The sequence below is a fragment of the Cryobacterium breve genome (genome assembly GCF_004402375.1).
Classification (GTDB): domain Bacteria; phylum Actinomycetota; class Actinomycetes; order Actinomycetales; family Microbacteriaceae; genus Cryobacterium; species Cryobacterium breve.
In genome coordinates, this window is the sequence record NZ_SOGJ01000028.1 from 87,898 (window position 1) to 105,345 (window position 17,448).

Here is a 17,448-nt window from a genome sequence, read left to right on the forward strand (position 1 = left end):
TAGCCGGGGCCGCGGTTGCCACTGCTGCAATTCGACAGGGGAACCACAGTTGGACGGTAATGCAACGACGACGCACCGGAACGTCGCCCTGCTCTCGGTGGCGAGCGAGCTCGCTCCGCAGATCACCACGTCGGTGGACATCGATCGTCGCCTGCAGCCGGCCCTCAAGCGCCTGAGGCTGCCCAGCGGACTGCTCCAGCGGGTGGCGGGTGTGCACGAACGGCGCAACTGGGCCCCCGGTCAGGCCTTTGACGACGCGGCCGTCACGGCCGGCAAGCGCGCCCTGGCCGCCGCCGGCATCGAGCCGGGCCAGGTCGGTCTGATGATCAACACCTCGGTCACCCGCAAACACCTTGAGCCCTCCGTTGCCGTACGCATCCATCATGGGCTCGGACTGCCCTCTTCTGCCACGAACTTCGACATCGCGAACGCCTGCCTCGGCTTCGTCAACGGCATGACCCTGGCCGCCCAGCTGATCGACTCCGGCCAGATCGAGTACGCCGTGATCATCGACGGCGAAGACGCCGACGAGATCCAGACCAACACCATCGAGCGGCTCGGCCGCCCTGACATCAGCCGCAAAGACTTCATGAGCGAGTTCGCTAGCCTGACGCTCGGCTCCGGGGCAGCGGCGGCGGTACTCGGGCGGGCCGACGCGCATCCGGAAGGCCACCGGATGCTCGGCGGCGTGACCCGCGCGGCGACTCAGTTCAACGGGCTCTGCGTGGGCAGCGTCGACGGCATGTTCACCGACGCGAAGGCGCTGCTCAAGGGTGGCATGGAGCTCGTCGTTTCGGCCTGGACCGAGGCCAAGCGCGACTGGAACTGGTCGGGCATGGACCGCTACATCCTGCATCAGGTCTCCGACGTGCACACGGACGCCATCGTGAAGGCGACCGGGCTGGACCGCAGCCGGGTGCCGCTCACCTACCCGCTGTACGGCAATGTGGGTCCCGCGTCGATCCCGATCACCCTCGCCGGGGAGGCCGGCACCCTCAAGCGCGGCGACCGCGTGCTCCTGATGGGCGTCGGCAGCGGCCTCAATACGGCAATGATGGAACTCGCCTGGTGAACCGCGCCCCTGCCCCCGTGTCCTACCGCCTCCCGCGCGCCGCTGCCACGCCGGCGCCCGCGACCCTGCCCCCGGCCGGGCTGCCGGGGATGGACACCGCGTTCTCGAGGCTGGTGCCGGTCGTGTCGGACGCGTCCGGGCATCCGGTCACCCGCACCTGGCACCTGCTCGACAACGGTGACCGCCTCGCTGAGCTGGGCGTCACCCCTGTGGGCACGGTGCTCTGCGTGCACGGTAATCCCACCTGGTCGTACCTGTGGCGCGAGTTCGTCGCCTCGGCGACGGATGCGGCGGCGAACGGCGCCGAGGCGTGGCGTGTGATCGCGGTCGACCAACTCGAAATGGGCTTCTCCGAGCGGAGCGGCGTTCGGCGTCCGCTCGCCACGCGCGTGCGGGACCTCGGCGAACTGACTGACACCCTCGGGCTGGCCGGGCCGGTGGTCACCTTCGGGCACGACTGGGGCGGCTCGATCTCGCTCGGCTGGGCCGTGGACCATCCGGAACTGCTCGCCGGGGTCATGCTGCTGAACACGGCCGTGCACCAGCCGGAAGACGCACCCGTGCCTGCCCCGCTGCGGCTGGCGTTGCGGAGCAGCGTGCTCGGGCGTGGCACCGTGACCACGCCCGCGTTCCTGGAGACGACGCTGGCGCTCGCGCATCCCCCGCTGGCGGGCGCGGTCAAGCAGGCCTACCGCGCGCCCTATCTCGGTGCGGCCCGGCGCGGCGGGATCGGCGCGTTCGTCGCTGATATCCCGGTGCACGACGCGCACGAGAGCGCGGCCGAACTCGCCCGGATCTCCGGCGGCATCAGAGACCTGACCGTGCCGGCCCTGATGCTCTGGGGTCCGACCGACCCGATCTTCAGCGACCGCTACCTCGACGACCTCGTCGACCGCCTGCCCCACGCGGACGTGCACCGCTTCGAGGGGGCCGGGCACCTCGTCATGGAAGATGTCGATTACGCCGCGGCCGCCCTCACCTGGCTCGGCGACCGCGCGTTGCCTGCCGCTGAGCAGAACGAGGGTGAGGGGCGCTGGGAGGGCGGAGGGCGGAATCCGCTCTGGCACTACCTCGACGAACTGCAGAACAGCGACGAGACCGCGCTGATCGACATGGCCCCGCCGGGCGGTGGCGCCCCGCGCGTCGTCAGCTGGCGGTTGCTGTCCCGGCGGGTGCGGCAGCTCGCCTGCGGCCTCGACCGCCTCGGCGTGCGGAAGGGCGACCGGGTCTCCCTGCTGATCCCGCCCGGCGCGGACCTCACCGCGGTGCTCTACGCCTGCGTGCGGATCGGAGCGATCGTGGTGGTGGCGGATGCCGGCCTCGGCCTGCGCGGGTTGACCCGCGCCGTGCGCGGCGCGCGCCCCGACCACGTGATCGGCGCAGCCCCCGGGCTGATTGCCGCCCGGGCGCTCGACTGGCCCGGCCAGAAGATCTCCGTGGCGCGGTTCCCTCGCGCAGCGATGCGCGCCCTCGACATCTCCGCCACTCTGGCCGAGGTGATCGCGCTGGGGGTGGACGAGCAGCTGCCACCGTCGCCGGACCCCGGCGACACGGCCGCCGTGCTGTTCACGTCCGGCTCGACCGGTCCGGCCAAGGGCGTCGTCTACACGCACGGCCAGCTCGCCGCGGTCAGCGACGCGCTGTACGCGCAGTACGGCGTGGGTCGCGGCACCGGACTGGTGGCCGGCTTCGCCCCGTTCGCGCTGCTCGGCCCGGCCCTCGGGGCCCGTTCGGTGACCCCCGACATGGACGTGACGAAGCCGAAGACCCTGACCGCAGCATCCGTGGCCGCCGCGGTGGCCGCCATCGACGCAACCGTGGTGTTCCTGTCGCCGGCCGCGTTGGCGAACGTCGTCGCCACTGCCGACAGCCTGACCGCCGCCGACCACGCCAGCCTCGCGGGCGTGGCGAGCTTCCTTTCCGCCGGTGCGCCGGTCTCCGAGCCCCTGCTCGCCGCGGCGGCCCGCCTGATGCCGTCGGCCTCCGCGCACACGCCCTACGGAATGACAGAGGGGCTGCTGATGGCCGACATCACGCTCGACGGCATCCGCGAGGCGATGGCGACGACGAGCCCGTCGGCTGGCTCGTCGGCCGGCTCGCCGTCGAATTCAACGGATGCCCCGGCCGGCCCCGGCGGGGTCTGCGTCGGTCGGGCGACGGCCACCACGCGCATCCGCACGAGCGCCCTCGACGCCGAGGGCCACGCCACCGGTGCGCTCTCCGAGGCCGCCGGGGTCACCGGCGAGATCGTGGTCTCCGCGCCCCACGTCGAGGACCATTACGACCGCCTCTGGCTGACCGACCGGGCGGCCCGCCGCGGCGCCGTGCCCGGCGAACGCTGGCACCGTACGGGCGACGTCGGGCACCTCGATGCCGCCGGACGACTCTGGGTGGAGGGCCGCCTGCCACACGTCATCACGACGGCGACCGGCGTCGTGACGCCGGTCGGGCCCGAGCAGCGCGTGGAGTCCGTCGCCGCGGTGGCCCGCGCCGCCGTGGTCGGGATCGGGCCGGCCGGCACCCAACAGGTGGTCGCCGTGGTCGAGACCGTCGCCCCGGCCCGCCGCGTCGCACTGGCCGACCCCGAGTTGGCCGCCGCCGTGCGCGCCGCCGTGGGGCTTCCGCTGGCCGCGGTGCTGGTCGTGCCGCACTTGCCGACAGACATCCGTCACAACTCGAAGATCGACCGCACCCGGTTGGGTCGCTGGGCCGCCGGAATCCTTTCCGGTGCACGGATGATCCGCCCGTGACGCGACTCTCGCGTCGTGCGCAGGCTGCGCCGCTGCGCTGTCGGCACGCCACGCGCGCAGCGGCGCAGCACCCGCGCAGCGTGTCTTCGCCGACGGTGCTGCCGTGACGGTGCTGCCGTGAGGGTGCTCGTGACCGGGGCCAGCGGTTTCCTCGGCCGGGCCGTCGCGACCGAGATCGCGGCCGCCGGGCATGATGTGCGCGCTTTTCAGCGTCGCCCGTCGGGCGTGCCCGGCGTGACCGACCTGCTCGGCTCGGTCACCGCGCCCGACGAGGTGCTGCGCGCCGTCGCCGGAATGGACGCGGTCGTGCACCTGGCCGCGAAGGTGTCGCTCGCGGGAAGTCCGGCCGATTTCTCCGCCGTGAACGTGGGCGGGACCCGCGCACTGCTAGCCGCGGCCGCGGATGCCGGAGCCTCCCGTTTCGTCTTCGTGTCGTCGCCCTCGGTCGCCCATGCCGGGACATCCATCATCGGCAGCGACGCCGAACCGGCCGATCCGGCCCGTGCCCGCGGGCCCTACGCCCGCACCAAGGCCGAGGCCGAACTGCTCGCGCTCGCCGCCGACTCGGCCGATCTGCGCGTGGTCGCTGTGCGCCCGCACCTGGTCTGGGGTCCCGGGGACACCCAGCTCGTGGCCCGGATCGTGGAGCGCGCCCGGGCCAAGCGCCTGCCCCTGCTCGGCCACGGCGCAGCCCTGATCGACACCACCTACATCGACAACGCAGCCTCGGCCATCGCCGCCGCCCTCGAGCAAGCCGCCGCCGTGCACGGGCGCTCCTACGTGATCACGAACGGGGAGCCGCGGCCGGTCGCCGAGCTGCTCGCCGGGATGTGCGCCGCCGCGGGGGTGCCTGCCCCGGCCTGGCGGGTGCCGGCCGGGGCCGCCCGCTGTGCCGGGGCGCTGATCGAGGCAGCCTGGCATATCCGCCCGGGGGCCGACGAGCCGCCGATGACACGGTTCCTGGCCGAGCAGCTCTCGACCGCGCACTGGTTCGACCAGCGTCGCACCCGGTCCGAGCTGCACTGGAAGCCCGCGGTGAGCCTCGACGAGGGCTTCCGGCGCCTGGCCGCGTCGTACGGGCGCTAGGCCCCACGAACGAATCCCTACGAACGCATACCTACGAACGGATGCGCAGGGCCGCCCGCACGATCTCCAGCGCCTCCTCTGCGGGCAGGCCGAGGGACCGCACCCGTTCGGCGTACGCGATCGCGGCCAGTTGCGCCTGCCTGTGCGTGGCATCCCCCGTCGCGGCGATGAAGGAGCCCAGCCGTCCGCGGGTCTCGATCACCTCGTCCTGCTCCAGCTCCCGGTAGGCGCGTGCGACCGTGTTCGGCGCCAGGCCGAGGTCCGCGGCGAGCCGGCGCACGGTGGGCAGCTTGTCACCCGGCGACAGCGTGCCGGTGCGCACTCCCTCGATCACCTGCGCCCGCAACTGCTCATAGGGCGGGATGGGGACCTGTGGGTCAATCGTCAAGATCACGGCGTTCCAATTCCGACCAGGCTCGCACGAGATTCAGCACGGAGATGGCGAGCGAATTCATGGGCATCCGTTGTTCCGGTTGTGTATCAAGCTAGCCACGGAACTCTCCTGTGGCAACCGATGGCCCGGATCGGCGGCGACCCGGCGCGGCGGCTCGCTAGGCTCGATACGTGACCTGGCCCCGTGACCTCCCTGAACAGCTGGCCGGACTGGCGCCGACCCTGCTGGGTGTCGTACTGCTCATCGCGATCGTCACGGTGGTGCTGCGAACCTACCGGGTGCCGCATCCGTTCGCCCCGGCGCTCGCCGTGCTGCGCGGAGCCCTGCAGCTCGCCGCGATCAGCCTGATCCTGAGCGGCATCATCTCCGACCCGCTCTGGGTGGGCGTGGGTCTGGCCGTCATGTTCGCGGCGGCGGTCGCCACGGTGACCCGTCGGATCGGAGCCACCCCGCGGCACGCGGCCTGGGTGGCCGCCGCGATGGGCCTGGGCGTGGCGGTCGCCCTCCTCGTGGTCTTCGGCACCGGGGCACTCGAGTTCACGCCGCGGTACGTCTTGTCATTCGGCGGCATCATCATCGGCAACGCCATGTCGATCGCCACACTCTCCGGTCGGCGCTTTACCGAGGGCGTCACCGAGCACTGGGAGGAGGTCGAGGGCTGGCTCGCCCTCGGCGGAACCCCGCGCCAGGCCACCCGGGAGCTCGCCCGCCGCGCGGTGTACTTCGCCCTGATCCCCTCGACCGACCAGACGAAGACCACCGGGCTGGTCACGCTGCCGGGAGCCTTCGTGGGCGCCATCTTCGGCGGGGCCTCACCGCTCGAGGCCGGGCGATTCCAGATCGTGGTGCTCGCCGGCATCCTCTGCGCCGGATCGATCGCGGCCGTCACCCTGATCCATCTGCTCGCCCCCGTTACTCGTCGTCCGGCTCCGGTTCCCGGCTAGCGCCCCGGGCTCGCGCTCGGACGCGTCGGCGGGCCGCTATTCCGCCGAGCGGTGGATCAGCCGGGAGAGCACGATCGCGCTGCGCGTGTGGTCCACGTTGGGGGCCAGGCGCACCTTCTCCAGCGCCGCCTCGAGGCCGGGGATGTCCCTGGCCCTGATGTGGACGATGGCGTCAGCGCTACCGGTGACCGTTCCGGCGTCCACGACCTCCGGCACCCCGGAGAGGATGCGCAGCAGTTCCTCAGGCGCGACGGTGCCACGGCAGAAGAGCTCGACGTAGGCCTCGGTGCTCATGCCGTCGATGGCCGGATCCACCTGGATGGTGAAACCACGGATGACGCGGTCGGCGACGAGCCGGTCGACCCGGCGCTTCACGGCCGAAGCCGACAGCCCCACGACCGAGCCGATATCGCCGTAGCCCGCCCGAGCATTCTGGCGGAGCAGGTCGAGAATGCCACGGTCAAGGTTGTCCATGCCGAGAGTCTAGGGGGCATCGTTGCGCTGACGCACGTACCCACGCAGAAAAGCAGCGCCCGTGGGCGCTAATCACTCGATAGCTGCGTGGTGCTAGGCCGGCAGACGGGCCGGCTTGGGGCATCCGTCGTTGCCTCGTGCGGCAGAAACTTGCGCGAACGGTCGAAAGCGCGCATGTTTTCGGCGCAAATTAGCGTGCAACTCCGAATCAGGCTGTGTGAAACTGGAACCGGCGTCTCTGCCGGGGTTGTCCTCGTGACCGGCAGAGCTCTCGTGAGTGACCTGGTCCGCCATCCACCCCGCCAGCCGACCTCACCCGAAGAGGGCGGATGGCCGCCGAAGGAGTCACCATGTCGACCAACCTCACCGCCCCGAACCCGGACGAGCTCGTCTCGCCGGACCAGCCCGTGCGCACGCCCGTCAAGCGCACCGTGTTGATGTGCAAGCCCGACTACTTCACCGTCGTCTACCGCATCAACCCCTGGATGGACCCGGCCATACCCACTGACACCGCGCTGGCCGTCGCCCAGTGGCAGACGCTCTACGACACCTATGTGGGACTCGGCTTCGACGTGCACCTGATCGACCCGGTGGAGGGTCTGCCGGATATGGTCTACGCGGCCAACGGCGGCTTCGTCATCGACAACGTGGCCTACGGCGCAGCCTTCACCTACGCCGAACGCCAGCCGGAGGGGCCGGCCTACATGGACTGGTTCGGCGCCCACGGCTTCGACGTGCGCGTGCCCGTCGAGATCCAAGAGGGCGAGGGTGACTTCCTCCTCGTGGGAGACGTGATCCTCGCGGGCACCGGCTTCCGCAGTGCCTCCGACAGCCACGCAGAGGTCGCCGCGATCTACGGCCGCCCGGTGATCACGCTCAACCTGATCAACCCGAACTTCTACCACCTGGACACGGCCATCGCCGTGCTCGACGCGTCACCGGCCACGGGCAACGGCGAGATCGCCTACCTGCCGAGCGCGTTCGACGAGCCCAGCCTTGCCATCCTGCGCGAGCGGTTCCCTGACGCCATCATCGTCACCGAGGAGGACGCGGCCATCCTCGGCCTCAACTCCTACTCCGACGGCTACAACGTGGTCATCGCCGCCCGGGCGAAGGACTTCGAGCGCCAGCTGCGCGCCCGCGGCTTCAACCCGATCGGGCTCGACCTGTCCGAGCTGCTGCTCGGCGGCGGAGGAGTGAAATGCTGCACGCTGGAGCTGCGCCGGTGACCGATCAGACGACAACACCCGCCACGGTGACCGCGCTCGGCCAGGCCGGGTACATCGCGCTGGAAGACGAGCACGCGGCCCACAACTACCATCCGCTGCCCGTCGTCGTCGCCTCCGGTGACGGCGCGTGGGTGACGGATGTCGACGGCCGCCGCTACCTGGATTGCCTCGCCGCGTACTCCGCGGTCAACTTCGGGCACTCGAACCCGCTCCTGCTGGAGGCCGCCCGCAAGCAGCTGGGCCGCATCACGCTCACCAGCCGCGCTTTCCACAACGACCAGCTCGGCCCGTTCGTGACCGCGCTCGCCGCTCTTGCCGGCAAGGATATGGTCTTGCCGATGAACACGGGCGCCGAAGCGGTTGAGTCCGGCATCAAAGTGGCTCGCGCCTGGGGCTACCGGGTCAAGGGCGTCGCCGCCGGGAAGGCCAACATCATCGTGGCCGAGGAGAACTTCCACGGCCGAACCACCACGATCATCAGCTTCTCCGACGACGAGTCGGCCCGCACGGACTTCGGGCCGTTCACGCCCGGGTTCCGCACGGTGCCCTACGGGGATGCCGCGGCGCTCGAGGCCGCGATCGATGAGAACACGGTGGCGGTGCTACTCGAGCCCATCCAGGGTGAGGCCGGCATCGTCGTGCCGCCGGCGGACTACCTGCCCGCCGTGCGCGAGATCACGACGCGGCACAATGTACTGTTCATCGCCGACGAGATCCAGTCCGGCCTCGGTCGCACGGGAGCGACCTTCGCCTGCGACCTGGTGGGCGTCGTTCCCGACCTCTACCTGCTCGGTAAGGCCCTCGGCGGCGGCATCGTGCCGGTGTCCGCGGTCGTCGGCAACCGCGACGTGCTGGGCGTGCTGCACCCCGGCGAGCACGGCTCGACCTTCGGCGGCAACCCGCTGGCGGCGGCAGTCGGCCTCGCCGTGGTGGAGCTGCTCGGCACCGGAGAGCAGCAGGAGCGTGCCCGCGTGCTCGGCGCCCGCCTGCACGACAGGCTGACCGGGCTGATCGGCCAGGGCGTTCTGGCCGTGCGCGGCGCGGGCCTGTGGGCCGGCGTCGACATCGACCCGAAGCTGGCCTCCGGCCGGGCGGTCTGCGAAGCCCTCCTTGCTCGCGGCGTGCTCGCGAAAAACACCCACGGGTCGACCATTCGCCTGGCTCCCCCGATCGTGGTCTCCGAGGCCGACCTCGACTGGGCCGTGGAACAGCTCGCCGCCGTGCTCGCGGAGGCGTAGCCGATCCGACGGTCGGGCGCTAGACGTCGACGGATGCCGTGACGGGCGGCGCGATCCGGCCGAGCCGGGCGAGCTGAGTGACGTGACCGGGCTCGAGCTCCTCCAGGGAGTTCACGCCGAGCAGCCGCATCGTGCGCGACACCTGCTCGGACAGGATTGAGACGGCCCGGTCGACGCCGGCCTCGCCGCCGGCCATCAGACCGTAGAGGTAGGCGCGGCCGATGAGGGTGAACCGGGCGCCGAGGGCGACGGACGCGACAATATCGGCACCGCTCATGATGCCCGTGTCCAGGTGCACCTCGTACTCGCGGCCCACCTCGCGCACGACCTGCGGCAGTAGGTGGAACGGGATCGGGGCACGGTCGAGCTGGCGGCCCCCGTGGTTCGAGAGGATGATGCCGTCCACGCCGAGGTTGGCGAGGGTGCGCGCATCCGCCAGGCTCTGCACGCCCTTGACGACGATCTTGCCGGGCCATTGCGCCTTGATCCAGGCGAGGTCCTCAAAGGTGACGGTGGGGTCGAACATGGTGTCGAGCAGGTCGGCGACCGTGCCGCTCCAGCGATCGAGCGATGCGAAGGCGAGCGGCTCGGTGGTGAGGAAGTTGATCCACCACTCCGGCCGCGGCAGTGCGTTGATGACGGTTCCGGCGGTCAGGGCCGGCGGGATCGAGAAGCCGTTGCGCTTGTCGCGAAGACGGGCGCCGGCGACGGGCACATCCACGGTCACCAGCAGGGTGTCGAAGCCGGCCTGTGCGGCCCGGTCGACCAGAGCCATCGACCGGTCACGGTCCTTCCACATGTACAGCTGGAACCAGTTGCGCCCGTGGGGGTTGGCGGCCTTGACGTCCTCGATCGATGTGGTGCCCATTGTCGACAGGGAGAAGGGGATGCCGGCCCGGGCGGCCACGTGGGCACCCGCGATCTCGCCCTCGGTCTGCATCATCCGGGTGAAGCCCGTCGGGGCGATGCCGAACGGCTGCGCCACGGGGGCTCCGAGCACGTCCCAGCCGGTCGAGACGGTCGACACGTCCCGCAGGATCGACGGGTTGAACTCGATGTCCTCGAAGGCCTGGCGGGCGCGGCCCAGCGACAGCTCGGCCTCGGCAGCACCGTCGGTGTAGTCGAATGCGGCCTTCGGGGTGCGCCGCTTGGCGATGTTCCGCAGGTCGTAGATCGTGTGTGCGCTTTCGAGCCGGCGCTTCTTCGCGTTCAGCTCGGGGGTCTTGAAGTGCATCAGCGGGGCGAGGTCTTTGATCTTCGGGATGCGGCGTTGAACCATTGGGATGTGTCCGTTCTTCTATCGGGCCACCGGCTGCCCGGAGGCATCCGTGTGGTGGGCGGCGAGGAGGTGGGTCTGGTGGGTTTCGGCGTAGTAGCCGGCGATGTGGTCGTGCACGAGGCTGCGGGCCGCCGGGGCGTCACCGGCCTCGATCGCGGCGACGATCGCGCGGTGTTCGGCCCTGAGCCGGATCGAGGTGTGCGCCCAGGAGGCGAGGCCGGTCGCGCCGGCCCTGGCGTAGCCCTCGATCGCGCTGCGGAGCCCGGCCATCGTGGCGGTGACGACCTGGTTTCCGGAGGCCTCCGCCAGGGCCAGGTGGAATTCGGCGTCAAGGGTCAGGAACTCCGCCTCGGTGAGTGTGGGGGACTCCATCGCGTCCAGCAGTTGCACGGGGGTCGACAGATTCGGACGCAGCGACACGGTGGCCACCATGGTCGAGTCGGCCTGCGCGGATGCCTCGGCAAGCTCGGTCACGACCGACGCCTCGAGCACGAGCCTGGTTTTGACCACGTCAGCGACGGGGAACCCATGGGCCGCCACCTGCAGGCGCATCAGCGCCGACATGCCGCCGCCAGGAAGGGCCACGATGATCGCACCCGCGCCGGGGCCCGATCCGGAGGAGGTGCGCAGCAGTCCGAGCACCTCGAGCACCCGGATGGCCTCGCGCACGCTGGAGCGTCCGACGCCCAGCTCGGCGGCGAGGGCACGTTCGGGTGGGAGGTGGTCGCCGGGTCGGAGCCGTCCGCTGAGCAGATCCAGCTCGATGCTCTGCAGCACGGTTTCCCAGGCGCGAAGCACAGCGCTCACGGTCTCCTCCTCGACATTGGGGTGGTGGGGTGTGGTCTGACCACATGCTACAGGGATGAAGCCTCGCGCGGGCGACGACGTGCACCTCGCAGCCCGATTCGAGTAGGCGCTGGTGCGGGTTGAACACCTCCAGCGTCTCGGTGGCGTCCCCGGTCTGAATGAAAATCTTGGGCAGGGCAGGCCGCCTCTCAGGGGCGGCGGCCGCCGGCGGGTCAGACGAAGAGCAGCACGATGCCGAGCACACCGGACGCGGCGCCGATACCGAGCAGGATCAGTCCAGTGAGGCGCAGGGCCCGGCCCTCTGCCTCGGGGGTGTGCGTGCGGCACCGGGAGGGAGTGCGGAGGTTGAACCAGACCGGCACGTCCTCGCCGGGCGCGAGCCGGTGCGTCTCGTGCGTGTCGGCGGGACACTCGTGCACGTCTCCGTCACGGTCGAACCAACGGATGACCGTGCCCGCCGGCGAGGAGGCGATGACGCCGTCCGTCAGCATCCAGCGGCCTTTCACGCCGCGCACGACCAGGCCGGCTGCGAAGAGGACTCCGCCGACGACGAGTCCGACCAGGGTCAGTACCTCGCTGAGAAGTGAGACCAGCGATAGAGCGTCCATGCCGGCCCTTTCTCCAGAGGTTCTAACGGTACCGGGCAAATCGTATCGTGCCCCGTGGCCGGGTGCCGCAACGGCGCCGATGCCCCCGATTCTGGGGGCAAGCGGTAAGGTCAAGCAATGTCCTCGGTTGTTGAACAAGCCCCTCCACGTGACGACCGAAGCTTCCTCGGCCAGCCCCGTTCCCTCGCCAATGTGTTCGGCGTGGAGATGTGGGAGCGCTTCTCCTTCTACGGGATGCAGGGCATCCTGCTGCTGTATTTGTACTACTCCGCGGCCGACGGCGGCCTCGGCATCCCGCAGGCCACCGCGGCCGGCATCGTGGGGGCGTACGGCGGCGGCGTCTACCTGTCGACCATCCTGGGCGCCTGGATCGCCGACCGCCTGCTGGGTTCCGAGCGGGTGCTGTTCTACAGCGCGATCGTGATCGCCGTGGGCCACCTGGCCCTGGCGTTGCTGCCGGGCGCCGCCGGGGTGGTGGCGGGGCTCATCCTGATCGCCATCGGCAGCGGCGGGCTCAAGGCCAACGCGACGAGCGTCGTGGGGGCGCTCTATGCCAAGGACGACCCTCGACTCGACGCGGGATTCTCCCTCTTCTACCTCGGGATCAACCTGGGCGCGTTCTTCGGGCCGGTCCTGACCGGGCTGCTGCAGACGACCCTCGGCTTCCACTACGGATTCGGCCTCGCGGCCGTGGGTATGGCGATCGGCCTGGTGCAGTACTCCTTCGGCCGCAAACGGCTGCCGGCGATCGTGCACGAGGTTCCGAACCCGCTGCCGGCCTCGCGTTACGCAGCGTACCTCTGGGCCATGATCGCGGCCATCGCCCTGATCGTGGTGCTGGTGCTGCTGGGCGGGATCACGGCATCCGGCCTCGTCACCATCGTGATCGCGCTGACTCTGGTGGCGACGGTCTCCTATTTCGTGGTGATCCTGCGCAACCGGCAGATCACCGCCATCGAACGCAAGCGCGTCTACGCCTTCATGCCCCTGTTCGTGGCCAGCGCCGCGTTCTGGTCCCTCTCCCAGCAGCAGTTCACGGTGGTCACCATCTACGCCGACGAGCGGCTCAACCGGGACGTGTTCGGGTGGGAGCTGCCCGTGTCGTGGGTGCAGTCGTTCAACCCGGTCTTCATCATCTTGCTCTCCGGCGTTTTCGCCGCGCTGTGGACCGGCTGGGGTTCCCGTCAGCCGTCCACTCCGGTCAAGTTCGCAGCCGGCACCGCGCTGATGGGCGCCGCATTCCTCCTGTTCCTTCCGTTCGTCGACGGCGGCGCGAACTCGACTCCTCTGGTCGCGATGATCGTGATCCTCTTCGTGCTCACGGTGGCGGAATTGATGATCGGCCCGGTTGGGCTGGCCGTCACGACGCGGCTGGCGCCCGAGCCGTTCAAGACCCAGATGGTCGCGCTGTTCTTCCTCTCGATCGCTTTGGGCAGCGCGATGTCCGGCTGGCTCGCCGAGTGGTACACCACGGTGCCGGAGACGGTCTACTTCAGCGTCATCGGCGGAGTCGCGATCGTGCTCGGCCTGCTGCTCGCGCTGATCGCCCGCCCGATCCTGCGGCTGATGAACGGCGTGCGCTGACCGACCTCCGGCGAACCGACGGGCAGGGGCCGGCATCCGGTGAACCGACGGCGGTGAGGGGTGCGCGAATGGGCGGAGTCGAATACGAACATTAGAGATCTCCTGCCGCCGCCAACGGCTGCCGTTCCGCCGGTCCGGATGATCAGCAGGCTAGCGGGTGGCCGTGGCCTCGACTATGGCGATCTCGCGGGTGGCCGTCTCGGCGTCTCGGCCGTCGCCGTCGTGGTGCACCCGTATCCGGGGAGACACGCCCCGGCGGATCCTCACCCGCAGGCTCCGGTACCGCACCATCCAGAACAGCACCGCCGCGGCCGCCAGGATGCCCGAGAGCGCTGCGACGCCGAGGGCCCAGCGCGGGCCGAACTGGTCGGCCACCCAGCCGACCAGAGGCGCCCCGAGCGGAGTGCCGCCGGCGAAGATCGCCATGTAGAGCGCCATTACGCGGCCGCGCATGGCCGGCCGCGTGGTGGTCTGCACATACGCGTTCGCGGTGGTCATCAGGGTCAGCGATGACAGGCCCACGAGGGTCAGGGAGATGGCGAACGTCACGTAGTTGGGCATCACGGCAGCCAGGGCGCAGGAGAGCCCGAACACGAAAGACCCGGCCACGACGAGCCGGAGTCGCGGTCGGCTGCGCCGGGCGCTGAGCAGGGCTCCCGCCACGGAGCCGATCGCCATGATCGAGCTGAGCAGGCCGAATTCACTGGCGCCCATACCGAACTCGACGGTCGCCATGGTCGCCGTGAAGATCGCGAAGTTGAACCCGAAAGTGCCCACCAGGAAGACTGTGATCAGCACGACGACGATGTCGGGTCGGTGGGAGACATAGCGGAAACCGGCCAGCAACTGGCCGCGCTCTCGGGGGGCGCGTGGCTGCCGGCGCAGTTGCGCGGTGCGCAGCAGCGTCATCGCGAACACCGTGGCGGCGAAGGTCACGGCGTTGATCATGAACACCCAACCGGCACCCACGGCCACCGTCAATAGGCCGGCGGCGGCGGGGCCGAAGAGGCGGGCGCCGTTGAATGAAGCGGAGTTGAGTGCCACGGCGTTCGAGAGGTTGTCGTCGGAGACCAGCTCCGACACGAAAGTCTGGCGGGCCGGCGCGTCGATGGCCGCCACGATGCCGAGCCCGAGGGCGAAGAGGTAGACGTGCCACAGCTCGACCACTCCGGTGACCGTGATCAGACCCAGCCCGAGCGCCAGCAGTCCCATCACGCTCTGGGTCAGGATGAGCAGCCGGCGCCGGTCGAACCGGTCGGCGATCAGGCCCGACCACGGCATCAGCACAAGCTGGGGCCCAAACTGCAGCGCCATCACGATGCCCACTGCCGTGGCGTTGTGGTCGGTCAGTTCCGTCAGAACGATCCAGTCCTGGGCGGTGCGCTGCATCCACGTTCCGATGTTCGACACCAGAGCGCCCGCGAACCAGATTCGATAGTTCGGGACGCTCAGGGAGCGGAACATGGTACTCAACTGTTGGCGAGCTCCTTCATGATGTCGACGGCCTCGGTGAGCACCCGGCGCTGATCGGGGGTCAGTTTCACGATGCGCTGGGCGAGCCAGGCATCCCGGCGCTTGCGGGTCTCCCGCATCAGACTGCGCCCCTGGTCGGTCACCGTGAGCACCACCTTGCGACCGTCGTCAACCGAGCCGGCCCGGTTGACGAGGCCCGCCTCGACCAGCGCGTTGACCGTCCGATTCATCGACGGTGGAGTGACCCGCTCATGCTCGCTGAGCTCGCGGAGGGTGAAGGGACCCTGGAAGAAAATGGTGCCGAGGGCCGAGAATTGGCTGCTGCTCAGTTCGTTGTCGGCCTTCTCCTGCCGCAGGCGCCGGGCCAGGCGGCCGTTGGCCAGCCTGAAGTCGTGGCTCAACTCGGCAACCGTCGTGCGCCGATCGCCGGTTGGGGCTGCATCTGACGTGAGAGCTGACGGTGAAGATTCCATGGGTACACACCCTAACCACTTAGCCTTGCTAAGTATTCCCTGTTCGCAGCCTAGTTCAGGTTGGCTGCAATGGACTGCAACCAGCAGACGAGCAGGACGAGTACTGCCAGACTGGCCCCGTGCCTACTTACACGGATGACTTCGGCGTCTCGATCACGTATTTCACCTGGGCCGTCGATCGCCCTCGGGCCATCGTCCAGATCGCCCACGGGGTCGGTGAGCATGCGCAGCGCTACGCGGAACTCGCCGCCCGCCTGAACGCCGCCGGCTACTCCGTCTACGCCGACGATCACCGTGGCCACGGTCACACCGGCGTTCACCAGTACGACGGCGACCTGACCTGCCTCGGCCGTCTCGGCCCGGGAGGCCTGCGCGCGGCCGTCGCCGGGGTGCACCAGCTGAGCGGGATCATCCGTGCCGCCCACCCTGACCTGCCGCTCGTGCTCCTCGGGCACAGCTGGGGGTCGTTCATGGTGCAGATGATCGTCAATGCGCACGCCGCGGACTACGACGCGGTCGTGCTCAGTGGAACGGCCTACCGGATGCCCGGCTACCTCGACAGCGGCGACCTGAACCGCCGGCACAAGCACCTGGGTGACACCGGGGTGGAGTGGCTCAGCCGCGACCCTGAGGTGGCTCGCGCCTTCATCGCCGACCCGCTCACGACCACGACCCCGCTGGCGAAGCTGTTCGGGCTGCGCGAGGCAGCGCGCCTCCTCGGCAGGCCGAGCCGCGGCCTGCCGCCGGACCTGCCGCTGCTGATCCTGGTCGGCGGCGACGACATCGTGGGCGGGGAGCGCAGCGTTCGCAGGCTGGTTCGGGCCTATTCCGGGCGGTCGGGGCTCAAGGACATCCGTGTCATCGTCTACCCGGGCGCCCGGCACGAGGTGTTCAACGAGACGAACCGTGCGGACGTCTTCGACGACCTGATCGGGTGGCTAGGCGAGCGATATGCCGTGCGCGCCGATTAGGCTGGCGTCATGCACGGTGAATATAAGGTTCCAGGCGGCAAACTCGTCGTCGTCGATCTCGACGTCGTCGACAACGCGATCGTCAACTTCAGACTGGCCGGTGACTTCTTCCTCGAGCCCGACAGCGCGCTCGGCGACATCAATGCGGCCGTGAACGGACTGCCCGCCGACAGCGACGCCGTGAGCATCGCCGCCGCCGTGCGTGCCGCGCTTCCGGCGCAGGCCACCCTGCTCGGGTTCTCACCCGAGTCGGTCGCGGTGGCCGTCCGACGCTCGCTCGCTCGCGCCAGCGGCTGGCGGGACTACGAATGGCAGCTGATCCACACCAAGGCGGTCGCCCCCGTCATGCAGATGGCGCTCGACGAGGTTCTCGCGATCGAGGTCGGCGAGGGGCGCCGTAGTCCGACGCTCCGGATCTGGGAATGGACGGAACCGGCAGTGGTGATCGGCAGCTTCCAGTCCCTCAAGAACGAGGTCGACGCGGAGCAGGCCGCCAAGCACGGTTTCACCGTCGTGCGCCGGATCAGCGGCGGCGGTGCCATGTTCATGGAGGCCGGCTCGGTCATCACCTATTCCATCTATGCGCCGACGGACCTCGTGCAGGGCATGACGTTCGCCGATTCCTACGCCTTTCTCGACGAGTGGGTGCTCACTGCCCTCAAATCGCTGGGCATCGACGCGTACTACCAGCCGCTGAACGACATCACGAGCCCCAAGGGCAAGATCGGCGGCGCCGCCCAGAAGCGCCTCGGCAGTGGTGCCGTGCTGCACCACGTCACCATGAGCTACGACATGGACGGCGACAAGATGGTGCAGGTGCTCCGCATCGGCCGCGAGAAACTCAGTGACAAGGGCATCACGAGCGCCGCAAAGCGCGTCGACCCGCTGCGCAGCCAGACCGGCCTCAGCCGGGACGCGATCATCGACCGAATGAAGACCACCTTCACCGGGCTGTACGGCGCGGTCACGGGCGAGATCACCGAAGCGGAATACGCCCGGGCCGCCGAACTGGTCGAGACCAAATTCAGCACCGAGGAGTGGATCGGCCGGGTCCCCTAGGCGCGGG

At 69.8% G+C, this 17,448-nt stretch carries 16 protein-coding genes; 9 read left to right on the forward strand and 7 right to left on the reverse strand.

Features of this window, described 5'->3' with window-relative positions; genetic code table 11:
* Positions 1-49: 49 nt before the first annotated feature.
* The 3 genes from E3O65_RS13910 to E3O65_RS13920 all read left to right on the forward strand — a co-directional run bounded on the left by E3O65_RS13910 (position 50) and on the right by E3O65_RS13920 (position 4,908).
* Positions 50-1,072, forward strand: a complete 1,023-nt coding sequence (locus tag E3O65_RS13910) for a 3-oxoacyl-ACP synthase III (protein ID WP_134364331.1) — start codon at positions 50-52, stop codon at positions 1,070-1,072.
* Positions 1,073-1,161: 89 nt separating this feature from the next.
* Entirely contained in the window at positions 1,162-3,822 is a 2,661-nt protein-coding gene (locus E3O65_RS13915) for an alpha/beta fold hydrolase (protein ID WP_134364401.1), read from the forward strand.
* A 117-nt stretch (positions 3,823-3,939) separates the two neighbouring features.
* Positions 3,940-4,908 carry an NAD-dependent epimerase/dehydratase family protein gene (locus E3O65_RS13920; RefSeq protein ID WP_134364332.1) on the forward strand — a complete coding sequence of 323 codons (969 nt, stop codon included), beginning with the start codon at positions 3,940-3,942 and terminating at the stop codon, positions 4,906-4,908.
* A gap of 31 nt (positions 4,909-4,939) precedes the next feature.
* Here the strand turns inward: E3O65_RS13920 and E3O65_RS13925 are convergent, their stop codons facing one another.
* The gene (locus tag E3O65_RS13925; RefSeq protein ID WP_134364333.1) at positions 4,940-5,302 is read right to left on the reverse strand and encodes a GntR family transcriptional regulator; all 363 of its coding nucleotides are present in this window, start codon (positions 5,300-5,302) and stop codon (positions 4,940-4,942) included.
* 170 nt (positions 5,303-5,472) lie between these two features.
* On the opposite strand from E3O65_RS13925, the gene E3O65_RS13930 reads away from it, so the two are divergent.
* Complete coding sequence (locus tag E3O65_RS13930; RefSeq protein WP_174722325.1) at positions 5,473-6,246, forward strand: ABC transporter permease; 774 nt, start codon at positions 5,473-5,475, stop codon at positions 6,244-6,246.
* A 36-nt stretch (positions 6,247-6,282) separates the two neighbouring features.
* Here the strand turns inward: E3O65_RS13930 and E3O65_RS13935 are convergent, their stop codons facing one another.
* Positions 6,283-6,720, reverse strand: coding sequence for an Lrp/AsnC family transcriptional regulator (locus E3O65_RS13935; RefSeq protein ID WP_104099917.1), 438 nt, complete (start codon positions 6,718-6,720; stop codon positions 6,283-6,285).
* Between the two features lie 350 nt (positions 6,721-7,070).
* Between E3O65_RS13935 and ddaH the strand changes: the two genes are divergently transcribed.
* Positions 7,071-7,949: a dimethylargininase gene (gene ddaH / locus E3O65_RS13940; protein WP_134364334.1), complete on the forward strand. Its 879-nt coding sequence runs from the start codon at positions 7,071-7,073 to the stop codon at positions 7,947-7,949.
* Positions 7,922-9,187, forward strand: a complete 1,266-nt coding sequence (gene rocD, locus E3O65_RS13945; protein WP_134364335.1) for an ornithine--oxo-acid transaminase — start codon at positions 7,922-7,924, stop codon at positions 9,185-9,187. The genes ddaH and rocD overlap by 28 nt, the downstream gene beginning before the upstream one ends.
* A gap of 19 nt (positions 9,188-9,206) precedes the next feature.
* On the opposite strand, the gene E3O65_RS13950 is transcribed toward rocD, so the two are convergent.
* From E3O65_RS13950 to E3O65_RS13960, 3 genes are all read right to left on the reverse strand, one after another.
* Complete coding sequence (locus E3O65_RS13950) at positions 9,207-10,466, reverse strand: alpha-hydroxy acid oxidase (protein WP_134364336.1); 1,260 nt, start codon at positions 10,464-10,466, stop codon at positions 9,207-9,209.
* A gap of 18 nt (positions 10,467-10,484) precedes the next feature.
* A complete protein-coding gene (locus E3O65_RS13955; RefSeq protein WP_134364337.1) occupies positions 10,485-11,273 on the reverse strand; it encodes a FadR/GntR family transcriptional regulator in 789 nt (262 codons plus the stop codon).
* A gap of 212 nt (positions 11,274-11,485) precedes the next feature.
* Positions 11,486-11,881 carry a sortase gene (locus E3O65_RS13960; RefSeq protein ID WP_134364338.1) on the reverse strand — a complete coding sequence of 132 codons (396 nt, stop codon included), beginning with the start codon at positions 11,879-11,881 and terminating at the stop codon, positions 11,486-11,488.
* Positions 11,882-11,998: 117 nt separating this feature from the next.
* Between E3O65_RS13960 and E3O65_RS13965 the strand changes: the two genes are divergently transcribed.
* The gene (locus tag E3O65_RS13965) at positions 11,999-13,465 is read left to right on the forward strand and encodes a peptide MFS transporter (protein ID WP_134364339.1); all 1,467 of its coding nucleotides are present in this window, start codon (positions 11,999-12,001) and stop codon (positions 13,463-13,465) included.
* 150 nt (positions 13,466-13,615) lie between these two features.
* Here the strand turns inward: E3O65_RS13965 and E3O65_RS13970 are convergent, their stop codons facing one another.
* Both E3O65_RS13970 and E3O65_RS13975 read right to left on the reverse strand, forming a co-directional pair.
* On the reverse strand, positions 13,616-14,929 hold the full coding sequence (locus E3O65_RS13970; protein WP_422386432.1) for an MFS transporter: 1,314 nt from the start codon (positions 14,927-14,929) through the stop codon (positions 13,616-13,618).
* Between the two features lie 5 nt (positions 14,930-14,934).
* Complete coding sequence (locus tag E3O65_RS13975) at positions 14,935-15,411, reverse strand: MarR family winged helix-turn-helix transcriptional regulator (protein ID WP_134364341.1); 477 nt, start codon at positions 15,409-15,411, stop codon at positions 14,935-14,937.
* 119 nt (positions 15,412-15,530) lie between these two features.
* On the opposite strand from E3O65_RS13975, the gene E3O65_RS13980 reads away from it, so the two are divergent.
* Complete coding sequence (locus tag E3O65_RS13980; RefSeq protein WP_134364342.1) at positions 15,531-16,382, forward strand: alpha/beta fold hydrolase; 852 nt, start codon at positions 15,531-15,533, stop codon at positions 16,380-16,382.
* Positions 16,383-16,391: 9 nt separating this feature from the next.
* Positions 16,392-17,441: a lipoate-protein ligase LplAB gene (locus E3O65_RS13985; RefSeq protein ID WP_134364343.1), complete on the forward strand. Its 1,050-nt coding sequence runs from the start codon at positions 16,392-16,394 to the stop codon at positions 17,439-17,441.
* The last annotated feature ends 7 nt before the right edge of the window (positions 17,442-17,448 follow it).